Source organism: Paracoccus sp. (in: a-proteobacteria) (assembly GCF_039808215.1).
In the GTDB taxonomy this organism is placed as follows: Bacteria; Pseudomonadota; Alphaproteobacteria; order Rhodobacterales; family Rhodobacteraceae; genus Paracoccus.
The window spans coordinates 1-17,335 of sequence record NZ_JBDHSP010000003.1 but is presented as its reverse complement, the minus strand read 5'-3'; the positions used below and the strand labels follow the sequence as shown (position 1 = coordinate 17,335).

At 72.6% G+C, this 17,335-nt stretch carries 19 protein-coding genes, 1 pseudogene and 2 riboswitches; of the genes and pseudogenes, 3 read left to right on the top strand and 17 right to left on the bottom strand.

The window, feature by feature from the left end:
- Positions 1–5: 5 nt before the first annotated feature.
- Both infA and WMK75_RS01835 read right to left on the bottom strand, forming a co-directional pair.
- Positions 6–224: a translation initiation factor IF-1 gene (infA, locus tag WMK75_RS01840; RefSeq protein ID WP_010397442.1), complete on the bottom strand. Its 219-nt coding sequence runs from the start codon at positions 222–224 to the stop codon at positions 6–8.
- 140 nt (positions 225–364) lie between these two features.
- The gene (locus WMK75_RS01835; protein ID WP_347265952.1) at positions 365–1,489 is read right to left on the bottom strand and encodes a FliM/FliN family flagellar motor C-terminal domain-containing protein; all 1,125 of its coding nucleotides are present in this window, start codon (positions 1,487–1,489) and stop codon (positions 365–367) included.
- Between the two features lie 150 nt (positions 1,490–1,639).
- Here WMK75_RS01835 and cobF point away from each other — a divergent pair, with 150 nt between their 5' ends.
- Complete coding sequence (gene cobF / locus WMK75_RS01830) at positions 1,640–2,401, top strand: precorrin-6A synthase (deacetylating) (protein ID WP_347265951.1); 762 nt, start codon at positions 1,640–1,642, stop codon at positions 2,399–2,401.
- 18 nt (positions 2,402–2,419) lie between these two features.
- On the opposite strand, the gene WMK75_RS01825 is transcribed toward cobF, so the two are convergent.
- The 7 genes from WMK75_RS01825 to cbiE form a co-directional block, all read right to left on the bottom strand.
- Positions 2,420–3,133, bottom strand: coding sequence for a CbtA family protein (locus WMK75_RS01825; protein WP_347265950.1), 714 nt, complete (start codon positions 3,131–3,133; stop codon positions 2,420–2,422).
- Positions 3,133–3,303 carry a CbtB domain-containing protein gene (locus WMK75_RS01820; RefSeq protein WP_347265949.1) on the bottom strand — a complete coding sequence of 57 codons (171 nt, stop codon included), beginning with the start codon at positions 3,301–3,303 and terminating at the stop codon, positions 3,133–3,135. The genes WMK75_RS01825 and WMK75_RS01820 overlap by 1 nt, the downstream gene beginning before the upstream one ends.
- Positions 3,304–3,333: 30 nt before the next feature.
- Positions 3,334–3,526, bottom strand: a riboswitch (cobalamin riboswitch).
- Between the two features lie 19 nt (positions 3,527–3,545).
- Positions 3,546–3,896 carry a DUF1636 family protein gene (locus WMK75_RS01815; RefSeq protein WP_347265948.1) on the bottom strand — a complete coding sequence of 117 codons (351 nt, stop codon included), beginning with the start codon at positions 3,894–3,896 and terminating at the stop codon, positions 3,546–3,548.
- Positions 3,893–5,191: a cobyrinate a,c-diamide synthase gene (locus WMK75_RS01810; RefSeq protein ID WP_347265947.1), complete on the bottom strand. Its 1,299-nt coding sequence runs from the start codon at positions 5,189–5,191 to the stop codon at positions 3,893–3,895. The genes WMK75_RS01815 and WMK75_RS01810 overlap by 4 nt, the downstream gene beginning before the upstream one ends.
- The gene (gene cobM / locus WMK75_RS01805) at positions 5,188–5,961 is read right to left on the bottom strand and encodes a precorrin-4 C(11)-methyltransferase (protein ID WP_347265946.1); all 774 of its coding nucleotides are present in this window, start codon (positions 5,959–5,961) and stop codon (positions 5,188–5,190) included. The genes WMK75_RS01810 and cobM overlap by 4 nt, the downstream gene beginning before the upstream one ends.
- Complete coding sequence (locus WMK75_RS01800) at positions 5,958–6,323, bottom strand: cobalamin biosynthesis protein (RefSeq protein ID WP_347265945.1); 366 nt, start codon at positions 6,321–6,323, stop codon at positions 5,958–5,960. The genes cobM and WMK75_RS01800 overlap by 4 nt, the downstream gene beginning before the upstream one ends.
- A complete protein-coding gene (gene cbiE / locus WMK75_RS01795) occupies positions 6,320–7,501 on the bottom strand; it encodes a precorrin-6y C5,15-methyltransferase (decarboxylating) subunit CbiE (protein ID WP_347265944.1) in 1,182 nt (393 codons plus the stop codon). The genes WMK75_RS01800 and cbiE overlap by 4 nt, the downstream gene beginning before the upstream one ends.
- On the opposite strand from cbiE, the gene WMK75_RS01790 reads away from it, so the two are divergent.
- Entirely contained in the window at positions 7,500–8,240 is a 741-nt protein-coding gene (locus WMK75_RS01790; protein ID WP_347265943.1) for a cobalt-precorrin-6A reductase, read from the top strand. The two genes, cbiE and WMK75_RS01790, sit on opposite strands and share 2 nt — an antisense overlap.
- Here WMK75_RS01790 and cobJ read toward each other — a convergent pair.
- Genes cobJ through WMK75_RS01755 form a run of 7 tightly spaced genes read right to left on the bottom strand, consistent with a single transcriptional unit; the run spans position 8,219 to position 16,024 of the window.
- Positions 8,219–8,953 (bottom strand): precorrin-3B C(17)-methyltransferase, encoded by a 735-nt coding sequence (gene cobJ, locus WMK75_RS01785; protein ID WP_347265942.1) that lies wholly within the window; start codon positions 8,951–8,953, stop codon positions 8,219–8,221. The genes WMK75_RS01790 and cobJ overlap by 22 nt on opposite strands.
- Entirely contained in the window at positions 8,950–9,663 is a 714-nt protein-coding gene (cobI, locus tag WMK75_RS01780) for a precorrin-2 C(20)-methyltransferase (protein ID WP_347265941.1), read from the bottom strand. The genes cobJ and cobI overlap by 4 nt, the downstream gene beginning before the upstream one ends.
- A complete protein-coding gene (locus tag WMK75_RS01775; RefSeq protein WP_347265940.1) occupies positions 9,663–10,292 on the bottom strand; it encodes a precorrin-8X methylmutase in 630 nt (209 codons plus the stop codon). Before WMK75_RS01775 ends, cobI begins: the two co-directional genes overlap by 1 nt.
- Positions 10,276–11,403 carry a cobalamin biosynthesis protein CobG gene (locus WMK75_RS01770; RefSeq protein WP_347265939.1) on the bottom strand — a complete coding sequence of 376 codons (1,128 nt, stop codon included), beginning with the start codon at positions 11,401–11,403 and terminating at the stop codon, positions 10,276–10,278. The genes WMK75_RS01775 and WMK75_RS01770 overlap by 17 nt, the downstream gene beginning before the upstream one ends.
- Positions 11,400–14,645: a cobaltochelatase subunit CobN gene (cobN, locus tag WMK75_RS01765; RefSeq protein WP_347265938.1), complete on the bottom strand. Its 3,246-nt coding sequence runs from the start codon at positions 14,643–14,645 to the stop codon at positions 11,400–11,402. Before cobN ends, WMK75_RS01770 begins: the two co-directional genes overlap by 4 nt.
- Before the next feature lies 1 nt (position 14,646).
- The gene (gene cobW / locus WMK75_RS01760) at positions 14,647–15,672 is read right to left on the bottom strand and encodes a cobalamin biosynthesis protein CobW (protein WP_347265937.1); all 1,026 of its coding nucleotides are present in this window, start codon (positions 15,670–15,672) and stop codon (positions 14,647–14,649) included.
- A gap of 1 nt (position 15,673) precedes the next feature.
- Positions 15,674–16,024, bottom strand: coding sequence for a DUF1636 domain-containing protein (locus WMK75_RS01755; RefSeq protein ID WP_347265936.1), 351 nt, complete (start codon positions 16,022–16,024; stop codon positions 15,674–15,676).
- Positions 16,025–16,136: 112 nt separating this feature from the next.
- A riboswitch (cobalamin riboswitch) is annotated at positions 16,137–16,347 on the bottom strand.
- A 35-nt stretch (positions 16,348–16,382) separates the two neighbouring features.
- Here WMK75_RS01755 and cobO point away from each other — a divergent pair.
- On the top strand, positions 16,383–17,009 hold the full coding sequence (gene cobO / locus WMK75_RS01750; protein ID WP_347265935.1) for a cob(I)yrinic acid a,c-diamide adenosyltransferase: 627 nt from the start codon (positions 16,383–16,385) through the stop codon (positions 17,007–17,009).
- A 115-nt stretch (positions 17,010–17,124) separates the two neighbouring features.
- On the opposite strand, the pseudogene WMK75_RS01745 reads toward cobO, so the two are convergent.
- Positions 17,125–17,335: pseudogene (locus WMK75_RS01745) on the bottom strand (IS5/IS1182 family transposase); the annotation flags it as partial.

The window sequence follows — 17,335 nt, the reverse complement described above, 5'->3', positions numbered from 1 at the left end:
CGGGGTCACTTGAAGCGGTAATTGATCCGCCCCTTGGTAAGGTCATAGGTGTTCATTTCAACCTGAACCTTGTCGCCAGCGAGGACGCGGATGCGGTTCTTGCGCATCTTTCCTGCCATATGCGCGATGATCTCATGGCCGTTTTCAAGCTCGACCCGGAATGTCGCATTCGGCAGGAGTTCCTTCACGACGCCGGGAAATTCGAGCATTTCTTCCTTGGCCATGTCTTCTCCTGTAGGGGTGACCCGCAGCTTGGCGGGCGCAAGCTACATGCGTCCGGGCGGGCGGAAATTCAAGCGAAATCTGGCCTCGCGGCTGGGCGGGGCGCTGCGCAGGCCCGAAATCCGCCGGTGCGGCGGCAGGTTCAGCCGGCGGAAAGGCCGAGGGTCGCCATGTCGGCCGGCGCCGGATCGCTGCGAAACGGGTCCGGCTCGCCCAGGTCGGCTGGCATGGACAGCGCTGGCGAGGCAGCGGCCGCAGGGCGGGCCGAGGGCTGCACAACCGCCATGTCCCGGCGGGGGGGCGCGGTACCCAAGACGGCCCCCTGCAGGCGGATCGCGTGCAGCCCGTTCGCCTCGCCCAGCCGGCCGCGGGCCAGAAGCTGCCCCTGTGCGGTCTCGACCACGGCATTGTCCAGCGCGTCCTGCGGCAGAGCCAGCAGCGCCCCCGGCACCAGCCGGCGCAGCGCCTGCAAGGTCATGGTGCGCCGGCAGAGGATGCCGACCAGCGCGACCGGCGCGGCCTGCACCGCCTCCGACAGGGTGACGGCGGTGGCGGTGGCGGCATCCGGCGCGGGCGGCGGCAAGCCGGCCAGCCCGGTGCCCCGGGCCGTGGCCGCCGGGCGCGTGCCGGGCAGCGCGATCATCAACCGCCCGTCGCGCTGGCCGCCGGCGCCCATGCGAAACCGCAGGCTGAGCCTGGCAAACATCCCGTCCTCAAGCATCAGCGCCAGCGGCCGGGGATCGTCCAGATAGGTGGCATAGCGATAGCTGCCGAAATCCGGGCGCGCGCCGCAGCGGGCAAGCTCGCGCGCCAGTTCCGCCAACAGCGCGTCGACGAAATCCGATGCGATGGCGGCATCGGTGCGCGTCGGCCGGCGGGCCGGGATGGCGCGCGAGGTGATCCGCCCCATCGCCTGCATCTCGATGAGCGAGCCAAGCAGGTCGGGGCAGATCGCCACCACCCCAAGCCCCTCGCCCGCGCCCTCGATCACCGCAAGCAGGGCGCGCTCGGGCAGGACCTCGGGCAGTTCGGCCAGGCTGACCTGCGACCACTCCACCTGTTCGACCAGCAACGGCAGCCGTGCCTGGCGTTCGGCGGCACGCGCAAGGGCGATGCCGGCGGCGCGGTCGGGATCGGTCTCGCCCGTCGGGGCGGGGCAATTGGCGGGGTCCGCGCCCCGGCGATGTGCGATCAGCCGGCGCAGCACCTGCCCGGCCTGCCCCGTTGCGTTCCGTGTCGCCCCTTGTGCCGTTGCTGCGCTGTCCATGCCGGTTCCGAATCACAGGTCATCCAGCACAATCTGGCAGGAAATGGTTTCGAAAAGGTTCCGCCCGCAGCGCCATGGCGGGCGCTGTCGCGCCGTGCTAAGCCCGCCCCGCGCCGCATGCCCCGGCGCCCAGCCATGCAGGAGGCGCGATTGGAAACCGAGATCTGGCTGATCGGCATCGGCACCGGCAATGTCGAGCACCTGACGCTGCAGGCGGTCCGGGCGCTGAACCGCGTCGATCTGGTGCTTGTGCCGCGCAAGGGCGCGGAAAAATCGGCGCTGGCCGATCTGCGGCGAACGATCTGCGCCGAGCTGCTGACCACTCCGGGCATCGTCACCGCCGAATTCGACCTGCCGCGGCGCGATGGCGATGCGCCCGACTATCTGGCGGGCGTTCTGGATTGGCACGACGCCATCGCCGAGGCCTGGAAGGCGGCGATCGAGGCGCATCCCGGCGCCCGCAGGGTCGCGATCCTCGTCTGGGGCGACCCGTCGCTTTACGACAGTTCGTTGCGCATCGCCGAACGCCTGCGCCCCTGGCGCAAGGTCGCGCTGCATGTCGTGCCGGGCATCATGTCGCCGCAAGTGCTGGCCGCCGCGCATCGCATCCCGCTGAACGAACTGGGCGCCCCCTTTCAGGTCACAACCGGCCGATGCCTGCGCGAACAGGGCTGGCCGCAGGGCGTCGACACGCTGGTGGTGATGCTGGACGGCGGCTGCGCCTTTACCACACTGGACCCGAAGGGCGTGTCGATCTGGTGGGGCGCCTGCCTGGGCATGCCGGAACAGATCATCGACTCGGGGCCGCTGGCCGAGGCCGGGCCGCGCATCTTGGCCGCGCGGCAGGCGGCAAGGGCGCGGCTGGGCTGGATCATGGACATCTATCTGCTGCGCCGCAGCCCCGGCGCCTAGGCACCGGGGCCAGCGCCGTCACTGCCGCGCGCGCGACCAGAGCGTGGCGGTGAACAGCCCCAGCGCCACCCAGGCCACCAGTCCGACGCCCAGCGCGCGGCCGGCGAATTGCGCCGCCAGTTCGGGCGGGGTCGGGCCGAACATCTCGTCTGGCTGCGGCGCGCCGATCAGATGCGGCAGCGCGGCCATGGCGATGGCCGGCGCCCAGGCCCGCCAACCGCGGCCGAAGGCGATCAGCCACAGCGCCGCGGCCGACAGCAGCACCGTCGCCGCCCACCAGATCTCGCGCTGGGTGATGTCGGCGGCGGCCATGCCGGGCAGTTCCGGCGCCAGACCAAAGGCCGGCGCCAGCTGCACGGCGATGAACCCGGCCAGCCCCCAAAGCATGCCCTCGCGCGCGGTGACGCGGTGGCCGCGGCTTTCGGTCAGGGCGATGGCCGCGACCATGAGCAGCGCATAGCCGGCATAGACCACGATCGAGAACAGCACCGACAGCCCGTCGCGCTGCACATCGAACCCGGCGACCGGGGGCGCCGCGGCCTGCGCCGCCGCGGCAGGCGCCGCAGCATGGTCGTGACCGACCGAGGCGGCGGCGAAATGCACCAGATCACCCCCTTCGTAAAGTTCGGCATGCAGCAGCACGGGCTGCACGAATCCCAACTGTAGCAGGGCGGCAATCAGCCCCGCCGCAGCACCAGCGATCAGCGCGCTGGTCAGAAGTCGCGACAGCATCAGTGGCAGGGAAAGCCGGTGGCGTGGCGCACGTCGTGGGCCGCATCATGCAGTGTCGCGGATTGGGCCAGCCCGGCGATGAACACCAGCCCGGCACCCAGGGCCGCGACGATGATGATGTCGCGAATCGTCACGGAAACCGCGCCCGAGGCGCGGGTAATCGTCGTCATGTCTTCCTCCTTGCCGTCATCCCCGACGGCGGATTGCGTCTTGCGCGTGGTCGGTCTCCTGACTTGCAGGTCGCTGCCTTCTCCCGCCTTCCCATGGCACGCGGCCACAGTGGCTTGTCGGGTCGGCTCTCTGCTCACAGTCGCGGGGGCGGTCGGGTTGAGGCGGGCCTCTCCCTGTTCCCTAACTGCCGCAGTCTGCGGCACCATGCGCCCGTCCAGAGTGGCATTGCCGCCGCCCGGGGTCAAGGGCAAGGAATGCGCGCCAGCACCCGCAGCCGCAGGCTGCCAAGCGGGCGCGCATCCGCGATCTCGCCCCGCGGCGCAGCTAGGTACAGCGCCACGAAGCGGCGCAGCCCGGGCAGGTCCGCCTCGGTCAGCGGGCCAAAGAGATAGGCCATGCGCCCCGGCGCCCGCACCGCCACCGAAGCGCCGCTGCGGCAGCCCGAAAGGCAGGCCGAGGCGCGGACATCGCAGCCGGTGCCCGCCAGCGCCGCGCCGACCTGCGCCAGCCTCTGCGCGCCGCCGGGGCATTCGGCGCAGACGAACAGGCAGACGGTCCCTGCCCCGTCATCCGCATCGCCCCCCGCGCTCATGTCGCGCGGGCGATCAGGTGAAAGAACGTGCCCGAGACCTGGCCGCGCCGCGAGCCGGTCTCGGGCACCGCCGCGCCATCGGCATCGCAGACGCGGGCCAACGGCGCATCGGGCTGGGCGAGGATGGTCGAGTAATGGAACTCGTGCCCGCGCAGCCGCGTCCCCTCGGGCAGGCCGGCTGCCGGGGCCGCAAGCGCCGCCAGCCGATAGCCCAGATGCATCCGCCGCTTTTCATGGCTGGTGACCAGGCCCAGCAACCCGGCCATGGCATGGCGCGTGCCGGCGGCATCGACCAGCGCCTCGCCCAGCACCATGTAGCCGCCGCATTCGCCGTGCACCGGCCGGCTGGCAGCAAAGGCGCGCAGCCCCGCCAGAAACGCCCCGGCGCCGGCCAGGCGCCCGGCATGCAGCTCCGGATAGCCCCCCGGCAGCCAGCAGAAATCCGCATCAGCCGCCGGCCCCTGATCGGCCAGCGGCGAGAACGGCAGGATCTCGGCGCCCCGGGCACGCCAGCCGTCCAGAAGATGCGGATAGACAAAGGAAAACGCCGCGTCCTGCGCCAGGGTGATGCGCTGGCCGGGCGGCGGCAATGGCGCCATGCCTCCCTGCGGCAGGTGCCCGCGCGCCGCGGCCCTGATCGCGCCCAGGTCAAGATGCGCGCGCAGGAAGGCCGCGTATTGCGTGACCGCCTGTTCAAGATCGGGATGCTCGACCGCCTGCACCAGCCCCAGATGGCGCTCGGCCAGGGTCAGGTCGCCGCGCCGGGGCAAGGCGCCAAAGATCGGGATCGCCAGCGCGTCGAAGGCCAGGCGGCACAGCCGTTCGTGCCGGGCCGAGGCGACGCGGTTCAGGATCACCCCGGCCAGGCGCACATCGTCGCGCATGCGCGCCATGCCCAGCGCCAAGGCCGCGGCCGTCTGCGCCTGCCCCGAGACATCCAGCACCAGCACCACCGGCCAGCCGGTCAGCGCGGCGATGTCGGCGCTGGCGCCATTGCCGCTTTCACCCGGGCTGGCCACGCCGTCGAACAGCCCCATCGAGCCCTCGGCCAGCGCGAATTCCCCCGTGCGCGCCAGCTGTGCCGCCAGCATCCCCGACGGCATCGCCCAGCTGTCGAGGTTGAAGGATTCGCGGCCGCAGGCGGCGCGGTGGAATGCCGGGTCGATATAATCCGGACCGCATTTGAAGGGCTGCACCGCGATGCCGTCCTCGGCCAGGCAGCGCAGCAGACCCAGCATGACCGTGGTCTTGCCCGCGCCGGAACAGGGGGCGGAAACGATCAGGCCCGCGCTCATCGGCGCACCGCATCGGCGCGGCCGGCACGAAAGCGGCGGTCGTAATCGGCGGCATAGAGCCGGCTTTCGGCAAAGCCCTCCTGGGCCAGCGCCGGTCCGACGAGGATCAGCGCCGTGCGCTCCATGGTTTCGTCCACGCGCCGGGCGATGTCGTCGAGCGTACCGCGCAGGATGCGCTGGTCGGGCCAGCTGGCGCGCCAGACCACCGCGACCGGGCAAGCCACGCCGTAATGACCGGCCAGTTCCGCCGCGACCTCGGCCAGGCGGTGGATCGACAGATGGATGGCCAGCGTCGCCCCGGTGGCGGCGAAGGCGGCAAGCCTCTCGCCCTCGGGCATGGCCGAGGCCCGGCCCGAGGTGCGGGTCAGCACCACGCTTTGCGCGACGCCGGGCAGCGTCAGCTCGGTGCCCAGCGCTGCCGCGGCGGCGGCGAATGACGGCACGCCCGGGGTGATGGAATAGGGGATCTTCAGTTCGCGCAGGCGGCGCAGCTGCTCGCCCATGGCCGACCAGACCGACAGATCGCCCGAATGCAGCCGCGCGACATCCTGGCCCCGTTCATGCGCCAGCACGATCTCGGCGATGATCGCATCCAGATCCAGCGGCGCGGTGTTCACCAGCCGCGCCCCCGGCGGGCAATGCGCCAGCACCGCCTCGGGCACCAGCGAGCCGGCATAGAGGCAGACCGGGCAGGCGGCGATCAGGTCGCGTCCGCGCAGGGTCAGCAGGTCCGGCGCGCCCGGTCCGGCGCCGATGAAGTGAACGGTCATGTCGCTTGTCCTTTCGTGGCGATGGCGACGGTGGCCATTCCGTCGCCCGAGATGATGCGTGGCCCGGCAAGCAACGCCCCCGGCCCCAGCGCGGCAAGCGCGCAGGCTTCGGCGACGCTGCCGGTGCCGTGGCTGCGGCGCGCGGCGGCGCTGTCGCTCAGCACCGGCTGGTGCGGCAACAGCCGGTCCTCAACGGGCTGCAGCACAAATCCCGCGGCGCGCAGCGCGCCCGCCAGCGGCTGGTCCAGCTTCGAGACCGGCAGCGCCAGCCGGCGCAACTCTGCCGCCCCCGCCCGTGCCAGCGCGTCCCGAACCGAACCGATGCCGGCACCGCGGCGAAAGCCGATCCCCGCAACCCTCATCGCGCGACGCTCCATTGCGTGACCGGATAGGCGGACTTCCAGCCGCGCCTGCCGCCCAGGGCTGCGGCCTCGGACAGTTCGATCCGCAGCAGGCTGCCGCCATGCGCGCCATGCCAGCGCACGAGCAGCGCCTCGGTCTCAAGGGTGACGGCATGGGCGACCAGCCGCGTGCCGGGCGCCAGCCGCGCCCAGAGCGCCGCCAACAGCCCCGCATCCGCGCCGCCGCCGACAAAGACCGCCTGCGGCGCGGGCAGATCCTGCAACAGGTCGGCGGCCGCGCCCTGGCGGATGTCCAGCCGGTCCGCACCCAGCCGGCGGGCATTGCCGGCGGCGCGCGCGGCGCGGCCGGGGTCGCGCTCGATGGCGATGCAGCGGCAGGACGGATGCGCCAGCAGCCATTCGATGCCGATCGACCCCGAGCCGGCGCCGATGTCCCAAAGCAGCTCGCCCGGCCGCGGCGCCAGCGCCGACAGCGCCAGCGCCCGCAGCGGCCGCTTGCTGATCTGGCCGTCATGGGCAAAGAAATCGTCAGCGATCCCCGAGGCGCGGGGCATGACCCGGCCCCCGCCCGCCAGCTCCAGCGCCACCGCGACCAGCGCGCCGATGCCCTCAGGCAGCGGGCCGCGGGCCGGGGCCTCGCGGATACGCTCATTCGTGCCGCCCAGCGCCTCCATGATGTGCAGCCGGCTGTCGCCGAAACCCTCGGCAGCCAGCCAGAGGGCAAGATCCCGCACCGCCTGCCCGTCGCGCAGGGTGACGATCACGCGCCGGCCCGGCGCCAGTTCCGGGCGCAGCCGCTGATGCGGCGCGGCATGCAGGCCAAGACAGGGCGTATCCTCAAGCCGCCAGCCCAGACGCGCCGCGGCCAGCGAAAACACCGATGCCATGGGATAGGCCCGCCATTCGCCGCGCGGCAGCGCCTCGGCCAGCGCGCCGCCGGCGCCGTGCCAGAACGGATCGCCCGAGACCAGCACCGCCACCCGGCGCCCGCGCAGCGCCAGCACCGGCGCGACCGAAAAGGGCACCGGCCAGGGGCGCCGGTCGGCGTGCTCCAGCATCGCCAGATGCCGCGGCCCGCCAAAGACCGTCTCGGCCGCGGTCAGCGCATTGCGGCTTGCCTTCGGCAGGCCGGCCAGACCATCCTCGCCGATACCGACGATCGAGAGCCATTCAGACATGACCACCCTCATCCTTGGCGGCACCACCGAGGCCAGCCGCCTTGCCCAGGCCATGGCCGCGGCCGGCATGGCCGCGATCCTGTCCTATGCCGGACGCACCCAAACGCCGCGCCCGCAGCCCGTGCCGCTGCGCATCGGCGGCTTTGGCGGCGCCGAGGGGCTGGCCGCGTGGCTGCGCGCGCATGGCATCCGGCGGCTGGTGGACGCCACGCATCCCTTCGCCGCCCGCATCAGCGCCAATGCCGCCCTGGCCAGCGCCGCCACCGGCATCCCGCTGCTGGCACTGGAACGTCCCGCCTGGCAGCCCGGCCCCGGCGACCGCTGGACCGCGGCCGGCGACATCGCCGAGGCCGCCCGCCTGCTGGCGGGGCCGCGCCGGCGGGTGTTCCTGGCGCTGGGGCGGCAGAATCTGGCGGCTTTCGCCGCACAGCCGCAGCACCGCTACCTGCTGCGCCTGGTCGACCCGCCCGCAGGCCCGCTGCCCCTGCCCGATTGCGCGCTGGAAATCGCCCGCGGCCCCTTTGACACTGCGGGCGATCTGGCACTGATGCGGCACCACGGCATCGAACTGGTCGTGGCCAAGAACGCCGGCGGCGCCGGGGCCGAGGCCAAGCTGGCCGCCGCCCGCGTCCTGGGCCTGCCGGTGCTGATGATCGCCCGGCCGGCGCCTGCCCCGCGGCCAAGCGTCGCCAGCGTCGATGAGGTGCTGGCCTGGTGTCATGCCGACCTGGGCGTATAGACAAAGCGCCCAAGCCGGCGCGTGCGCGACGAGCCGACCAGAACCAGGCTGCGCATGTCGGCCATCTCGGGCCGGGCCTCGGCCAGGGTCACGGTAAGCAGTGCCTGATCCGGCGTCGAGACGGCGCGGGCGAAGGTGATCAGCCGGTCGGGCCCGCAGGCCTCGCGCAGCACCTGCAGTACCAGGGCGAATTGCCGCGGCCGCGCCTTTGAGCGCGGGTTGTAGAAGGCCATGGCGAAATCCGCCTCGGCCGCCAGCCGCACCCGGCGCAGCACCAGATCCAGGGGTTTCAGGTTGTCCGACAGGTTGATGGCGCAGAAATCATGGCCCAGCGGCGCCCCCGCCGCCGCCGCCGCCGCCAGCATGGCGGTGATGCCCGGCAGCACGCGCAGGTCCAGATCCAGCCATGATTGCGGCCCGGCCTCCATCGCCTCGAAGACGGCCGAGGCCATGGCAAAGACCCCCGGATCGCCCGAGGATACCACCACCACCCGCCGCCCCGCGGCCGCCAGACGCAGCGCCAGCCCCGCGCGGTCCAGTTCCACCCGGTTGTCCGAGCCGTGCCGCACCAGCCCGGCGCACGCCGGCACCCGCGCGACATAGGGAAAATAGCCGACGACATCCGTCGCTGCGGCCAGCGCGGCGGCGACCTCGGGGGTGAGCATGGCCTCGGCGCCGGGGCCCAGCCCGGCGATGACCAGCCAGCCGCTCATGGCCGCCGGCCCCGGCCGTGGATCAGCACGATCGAGAAATAGGGCACCGTCCCCTCGACCTCGGCCAGGCGGCGCACGCGCTCGGCCGGCATGGTGCCGTGCTCGACCAGCCAGGCGTCCTGAAACCGCCCAGCCGTCCGCAGCGCGGCGCAAAGCCGCGGCAGGTTGCGGCCGATCTTCATCACCACCAGCGCATCGGTATCGGCGATGCGCCGCGCCAGTTCCGCCTCGGGCAGGGTCGCGGGCAGCACGGTCAGGATGTCGTCGCCCCAGGTGATCGGCTGGCCGGTCGCGGTCCAGCAACCGGCCATGCCGGGAATGCCCGGCACCACCTCGACCAGGTCCCTGGGCAGGCGCGCGTGCAGATGCATGAACGAGCCGAAGAAGAACGGGTCGCCCTCGCACAGCACCACGACATCGCGCCGCTGCGCCGCCGCCGCCAGCCGCGCCGCCCAATGGTCGTAGAAGGCCGCCAGCGCGCTGTTGTAGGCCGGGTCGTCCACCGCGATCTCGGTGGTCACCGGATATTCCATCGCCCATTCCTCGGCCCCGGGCGGGATCAGCCCCTCGACGATGCGCCGCGCCTGGCCAGGGCGCCCGGCCTTGCGGAAATAGGCGACCACCCCGGCCGCGCCCAGATGGCGATGCGCCCGCAGGCTCATCAGGTCGGGATCGCCGGGGCCAAGGCCGATGCAGACGATGCGGCCCATCATTCCGCCCTGCCGGCCAGCGCGTTCAGCGCCGCCGCGGTGATCGCCGAGCCGCCCAGCCGGCCCTCGACGATGCACCATGGCAACGGGTTTTCCTGCGCCAGCGCCGCCTTGGATTCCGCCGCGCCGACAAAGCCGACCGGGCAGCCGATGATCGCCGCCGGGCGCGGGCAGGCCGGATCGGCAAGCATGTCCAGCAGGTGGAACAGCGCCGTCGGAGCATTGCCGATCGCCACCACCGCGCCGGCCAGATGCGGGCGCCACAGTTCCAGCGCCGCGGCCGAGCGCGTGGTGCCCAGTTCCGCCGCAAGGCGCGGCACCCCGGCCTCGCCCAGGGTGCAGATCACCCGGTTCGCCGCCGGAAGGCGCGCGCGGGTGACGCCCTCGCTGACCATGCGCGCGTCGCACAGGATCGGCGCCCCCGCCTCCAGCGCCGCGCGCGCGCTGCTGGCAAAGCCGGGGGCAAAGCGGATCGCGCGCGCCAGGTCCACCATGCCGCAGGCATGGATCATGCGCACGGCGACGACCTCCTCCTCGGGGGAAAAGCGCGCCAGATCGGCCTCGGCCCGGATGGTGGCGAATGAGGCGCGATAGATGGCGGCGCCGTCGGTTTCATAAAGATGGGGCATCGTGATCTCGCAAGATGGCGGAAAGGTCGTCGGGGTGAAGGTCGCGGCAGAGGGGCGCATCGCCGGCCCTGCCGCCGCGGATCAGGTCAAAGCGCCCGTCGCGCCCGGTCAGGGTGATCGTCGCCGGCCCCGGATGCGCGCAGCCCTTGGCGCAGCCCGAGACATGCAGCAGCGCCCCCGCCGGCAGCAGATGCGCCAGGCCAAGCGCCAGCGCCCGCGTCTCGACCGTGGCCGCGGCGCAGCCCGCGCGGCCGATGCAGGCCGCCAGCCGCAGCCGCGGGTCCAGAGGGTCCGCGATCAGATCCGGCGCGGCGGCGGGGGCGGATTCCAGCAGCAGCGCGCGCCAGGGCGTCAGGCGCAGCGGCGCCACGGCAAGGGCCTGCAGCGTCGCGGCGGCGATCTGGCCCAGCGGCAGCGCCCGCAGCGCCCCGAAGGGCGTGGCACCCGGCGCCGGCACCGGCGCAGTCAGCGGCGCGACCTCGGCGCGCAGCGGCAGCAGCCCCTCCGCGACCAGCTGCGCCATGCGGCGACGCTTGCCGGCATGGCGCGCGAACCAATGCGCCAGCGCGATGAGGCGATCGATGGCGGCATCCGCGGCGACGGGCTCGCCCGCCGCCATGCCCTCGGCGCGCAGGATCAGCCCGCCGGGTGCGCGCTCAAGGCGCAGATCGGCCGAGGCCCGGCCAAGCACCGCCGCCGGGCCGGTGTCGATGGCAAAGCCGAACTTCGCCGGCAGCGCGGGCAGTTCCGCCAGCCGCGCCCGCAGCTCATCCGCCAGCGCCAGCGTGCCGTCGCCCGGCCGCCACAGCGGCGTGCACAGGATGTTGCGCCGCCGCTCGGTCTCGGGATCGGGGTCCAGCAGCCCGGCGTCGCGCAGGCCCGCCTGCAGCGCTGCCAGATCGGCCGCGCGCACGCCGCGCAACTGCAGGTTGGCACGGCTGGTCAGCTCGATCCGGCCGCGCGCGAACCGCGCCGCCAGATCCGCCAGCGCCCGCCCCTGTTCGGGCGCCAGCCGGGCGGCATGCGGGCGGATGCGCAGGATCAGCCCGTCCTGCGCCGGCATCGGTGTCAGCGCGCCCGGGCACCAGCCCTTGACCGGCCCCCCGCTCATGTCAGCCCCGCGGCCAGGCTGTTGCGGCGGCTGTGCCACAGCCCGGCCTCGGCCAGGGCCGCGAAGGTTTCCTGCATCGCCGCCAGCGCTCCGGGGTTCTCGCGGCTCAGGAAATCGGCGATGCGCTGATCCTCCAGCGTCGCGGCGTGATAAAGGTCGAACAGATGCGCCGGCACCACGTCCGCCAGATGCGCGAAGGCCGCCATGTGGTCCAGCGTCGCCGCAATCTCGGCCGCGCCGCGAAAGCCGTGGCGCATCATCGCCGCCAGCCAGTCCGGATTGGCGGCACGGGCGCGGACCACGCGGGCGATCTCTTCGGGCAGACTGCGGGCGCGGGGCGCCCCGGGGCGCGAGGCATCCAGATGGTAAAGCGCCGCCTGCCTGCCGATCACCGCCAGCGCCGCAGCAAAGCCGGCCTCATGGCCGGCGTAATCCTCGGCCAGCAGCAGGTCGGTCTCGGGCAGGTCCTGGACATGGACAAAGGCATCGGCGCCGCGCAGCCGCGTCTCGAGCGCGGCGCGCGCCGGCTGGCCTGTGGCGGAATGGTCCGAGGCGGCCAGCCAGGCCTCGCCCGCCGCGCGCCGCGCCCCGGCAGAAAAGTCACCCGTGCCGATGCCCAGCCCGTAATGCGCCGGCGGCGGCGCAAAGACGCGCGGGCCGGGGGCGGCGGCGACATAGGGGTTCATGTCCACTGCCTCGTCGCGCGCGGCAAGGGCCGCGGCCGCGGCCTCGAACAGGCCGGGCAGATCGGGAAAGACATCGCGAAACAGGCCCGAGACACGCAGCGTGACCTCGATCCGCGGCCGGTCCAGCAGCGCCAGCGGCAGGATCTGGAAACCGCTGACGCGCCCCGATTGCGCGTCCCATTCCGGCGCCACGCCCGCCAGATGCAGCGCCATGGCAAATTCCTCGCCCGCCGTGCGCATGCAGGCCGAGCCCCAGAGATTGACCACCAGCCCGCGCGGAAAGTCGCCGTGGTCCTGCAGGTGCCGGCGCAGCAGCTCCTCGGCCAGCAGCACGCCTTGCGTCTGCGCCGCGCGCGAGGGCACGGCGCGCGGATCGGTGCCGTAAAGATTGCGCCCGGTCGGCAGCACATCGGCGCGCCCGCGCCAGGGCGAGCCCGAGGGGCCGGCCGCGATGCGCCGCCCGGCAAGCGCCGCGACCAGCGCCGCGCGCTCGGCCGCGAGCGAGGCCGGATCGCCCGCGAAACCGTCCTGCTGCGGCGTGCCGCGGCCCCAGACATGCAGCCCGTCGCCGAATTGCGAATCCTTGAGATCGCAGACAAAGCGGTCGATCAGCGGCACGGCCTCGGCGGCAGAGGCGCCGGCCGGGATGCCCAGATCCGTCTCGAGCCCGGCAAGCTGCGCCTCATCGCGGATGGCGGCGACCAGGCGGCGCTGGCGCGCGGGGTCCAGCCCGTCGGCCAGCGAATATTCATCGAGCAGCCGTTCCAGTTGCAGCAGGCCCGCGGGCAGTGCTGCGCGCGCCAGCGGCGGCGGCAGATGGCCCAGCGTCACCGCGCCCAGCCGGCGCCGCGCCTGCGCCGCCTCGCCGGGGTCGTTGACGATGAAGGGATAGATCACCGGCAGCGCCCCCGTCAGCGCCTGCGGCCAGCAGGCGGGCGACAGCGCCGCGGCCTTGCCCGGCAGCCATTCCAGCGTACCATGCGCCCCGACATGGACCAGCGCATCGGTCTGGCTTTGCAGCCACAGATAGAAGGCGACATAGGCGTGGCAGGGCGGGCGCGTGGTGTCGTGATATTCCCCGTCGCGGTCGGGCACCGCGCTGCGCTCGGGTTGCAGCGCCACCAGGACCTGGCCGCGGCGCAGCGCGGCAAAGGCGAAGGCCCCGGCGGAGATGCCGGCATCATCTTCGGGGCGGCCATGCGCCGCGTGCAGCGCCGCAACCAGCGCCGCGGGCAAGCCCGCCAGCGCCGCGCGGTATTCGGCCAGCGGCCAGAGGATGCGCTGACCCGCCAGCGCCTGCGCCAGCGGCGGGCCATCCGCCACCACATGCCCCGCCGTAGCCAGATCGGCCAGCATCGCCTCGGCCGAGGCCAGCGCATCCAGCCCGACGGCATGGGCCATGCGATGCGCCTTGCCGGGATAGGTCGAAAGCACCAGCGCCACGCGCCTTTCGGCCGCGGGCAGCGCCGCCAGCCGCAGCCAGCCCAGCACCCGCGCCACCACGGCGCGCAGCTGTTCGGGATCGGCGCGGTGGCGGGCGGTCGCGAATTGCAGCTCCGGATCCGCGGCGGCGGCTTGCTTGAACGAGACCACCCCGGCAGCGATGCGCCCGTCCACCTCGGGCAGGGCCACATGCATGGCCAGATCCGAGGCCGACAGGCCGCGGTCCGAGCCGAGCCAGGCCTCGCGGCCGTTCGTGGCGTGGATGACCTGAAACACCGGCACCCCGGGCGCGTCCAGCGGCGAGCCTGGGGTGCCGGCGGAAAATGCCGTGGCATTGACAATCGCGGCGGGGGCCAGCGCGGGCAATTCCCGCCGCAGCCAGCGCGCCGCCGCATCATGCCGCAGGCTGGGCAGGAACAGGCCCAGCGCCCGGCAACCCGCCTGTTCAAGGCCGCGGATCAGCGCCGCGATGCTGTCGCAATCCGCCGCCGCAAGCCAGGCGCGATAGAAGGGGATCACCACCAGCGGCGCCGTGCCTGGCGCGCAGGCGGCGCCGATGCCGTGCGCGGGGTGCCAGCGCCCGAATTCGGGCAGCGCCGTGGTTTCGGGCCCCGGACCGGCGGGCAGACCGGCTGCGCGTGCCAGCAGCGTCAGCGCCGCCTGCGCCGCGATCTCGCCGCCGCCGTCGCACAGATCGCCCAGTTCGCGCAGCAAGGTCGTCGGCAGGGTCGAGGCGCGCTCCAGCGCCGGATCCGGGCGACCGTCGCCGGGCAGCACGGCCAGCGCCATGCCGCGCGCCCGCGCCAGCCGCGCCACCTGCTCGACCCCGTAGGGCCACCACGAGGCGCCGCCGATCAGCCGGATCAGGATGCCGCGCGCACCCGCCAGCGTGCGTTCCAGATAGGTGTCGACCGAAAGCGGATGCGTCAGCGCCGCCAGATTGGCCAGCCGCAACCCCGGCAGCGCGTCCCTGCCCCGCCGCCAGCCCGCCGCGAAAGCCCCGAGATCGCTGTCCGAGAAGGACAGCACCACCAGATCCGCGGGCGCCTGCCCCAGATCGCGCGGTGCGGCACCCTCGTCCAGGCCGTGGCTTTCGCGAAACAGCACATGCATGTCAGGCCAGCGCCCTTTCGACGGCGGCGCGGTCGATGTCGCCCTTTTCCGCGATCACCACCAGCCGGCTGCGGCGCGGCTGCGACCCCCAGGGCCGGTCGAACTGCTGGCGCACCCGCGCGCCCACCGCCTGCACCAGCAGCCGCATGGGCTTGCCCGCCACCGCGACATGGCCCTTGACCCGCAGGATCCGGCCTGCCGCCGCGAGGTCCGCGATGCGCGCCGCCAATGCCTCTGGGTCGTCCTGCTCGGGCAGGTCGATGATGATGCTGTCGAAATCGTCGTGGTCGTGATCCTCGGCGCCGTCGTGATGCGAGGGGCGGGCATCGAGGCTGTCCTCGGCCGCCGCCCCGAGGCCCAGCACCACGCGCGCGTCGATGACACCCTCGGTCAGGGCCAGCATCGGCAGCGGCCGCGGCGCCTCGGCGGCGATCAGCGCGCGCGCGGCGGCTAGCCCGGCCTCGCCGGCCAGGTCGGGTTTGCTGAGCAGCACCAGGTCGGCGCAGGCAATCTGGTCCTCGAACACCTCGGAAAGCGGGGTCTCGTGCTCGGCGCCCGCCTCGGTGCCGGTATTGCCGGGTCGCGCCGGATCGGGCGCAAAGCGGCCGGCGGCCACCGCCTCGGCATCGGCAACCGCGATCACGCCGTCGATGGTGATGCGCGAGCGCAGGTCCGGCCAGTCGAAGGCCCGCAGCAGCGGCTTGGGCAGCGCCAGGCCCGAGGTCTCGATGATGATGTGATCGGGGCGCGGCTGCAGCGCCAGCAGGCGCTCGATCGAGGGGATGAACTCATCGGCGACGGTGCAGCAGATGCAGCCGTTGGTCAGTTCAAGGATATTCGCCTCGGGGCAGTCGGCATCGGCGCATGCGCGGATCAGTTCGCCGTCCACGCCCATGTCGCCGAATTCGTTGACCAGCACCGCCAGCCGCCGCCCGCCGGGATGGCGCAGCAGGTGCCGGATCAGCGTGGTCTTGCCGGCGCCCAGAAAGCCGGTGACGATGGTGACGGGGGTTTTTTCCAGAGACATGTCAGACCTCGATCGGGGGAATGCGTGCGATGATGTTCTTGCGGATGACCTCGGGGCGCATGCGCCAGGGCACCTGGCCGTCGGCGCTGGCACCATAGGCACGATACATGGCGATCAGGTCGGGGATGTCATGCATGGGCGACAACGCGCCCTGGACATAGGTCCAGCGCCCGCGCCCGCGCAGCACCACGGCGCAGCCATGGTCGCAGGCGCACAGGCAGGGCTGGCGGCGATGCGCGATCCCATGGCGCTCCAGCGCCTCCGAGAGGCGCGCCCCGTCGCTGGGGGCGTCCGGGTCGCTTCCCGGCAGGCGGCAGGTGGTGCAGACCACCAGTTCGAATGTCTCGGCCACGGGCCCCTCCGGCCAGGTCGCTTGCTTGGCGGCGGGAAGGGTCGGCGGCACGTCCCGGTCCGCCAGGCGGACCTGTGGACGACGACTCACCCCGGTCGCGCATTTCCATCGGCCCTTGCGGACCGCGGCTGGCAGGTCTCCCGGCTTGCGGATGTCAGAGGCGGGCCTCTGGCGGGCGCCCTGCCTTCCCGGCGTTGCGGCCAGTGGCGGTGGGCGACCTCTCCGGTCACGGTCGCGGGGGCGGCTGCGCTTGACCCCTTGCGGGGTTGTCGCATTCCCTCTTGGTCTGCCATAAGGCAGCAACCAGCTCGTGCCACGAGCCAAGCCACGAACCACCGCCCAAGTCAAGCGAGGCCAGATGACCGCGAACGGCACCACCCCCGAAGAAGCCGCCCTGCATGCGGAAAAAAAGGCGAAAATCAAGGCGGTCCGCGACCGCATGATGGCCGGCAAGACCATCGAGAAGGGTCTGGTCATCGTGCTGACCGGGCCGGGCAAGGGCAAGTCCTCCTCGGGTTTCGGGATGATTCTGCGCGCCCTGGCCCATGGCATGCCCTGCGCGGTGGTGCAGTTCATCAAGGGCGCCATGGCCACCGGCGAGCGCGACCTGCTGACCAGCCATTTCCCCGACCTGTGCCGGTTCCACACCATGGGTGAGGGGTTCACCTGGGAAACCCAGGACCTGGAACGCGACCGCGCGGCGGCACGGGCGGGCTGGGAAAAGGCCAAGTCGCTGATCCGCGATCCCGCCATCCGCATGGTGCTGCTCGACGAGATCAACATCGCGCTGCGCTATGACTATCTGGACGCGGCCGAGGTGGCCGATTTCCTGCGCCGGGAAAAGCCGCCGATGACCCATGTCATCCTGACCGGCCGTAACGCCAAGCCGGAATTGCTGGAACTGGCGGATCTGGTGACCGAGATGGCGGCCAGCAAGCACCCGTTCCGCGCCGGCATCAAGGCCCAGGCCGGGATCGAGTTCTGATCCAGGGCCGGCGATCGCGACGCCGCGCCTGCCCGGTGCCGCGCTTTTCTGGTGCGACCGCTTGCGCCAATGCCGCACGGGGCGGCGCAACGGTGCTAGGGCCCGTGGACATTCGCTTCGCGGCGAGGATGGTCGCCACGAGGTGCCAGTTGGCGGCGTAACTGCATGCGGTCTTTTCGTAGCGCGTGGCGATGGCTCGGAACTCCTTGATCTTCGCGAAGAAATTCTCGATCAGATGTCGCCATTTACAGGCATGCCGGTCGTGGTCGCGCCTGATCTTGCGGTTCGCTTTCGGCGCAATGACTGCGCTCGCGCCGCGCAGATCC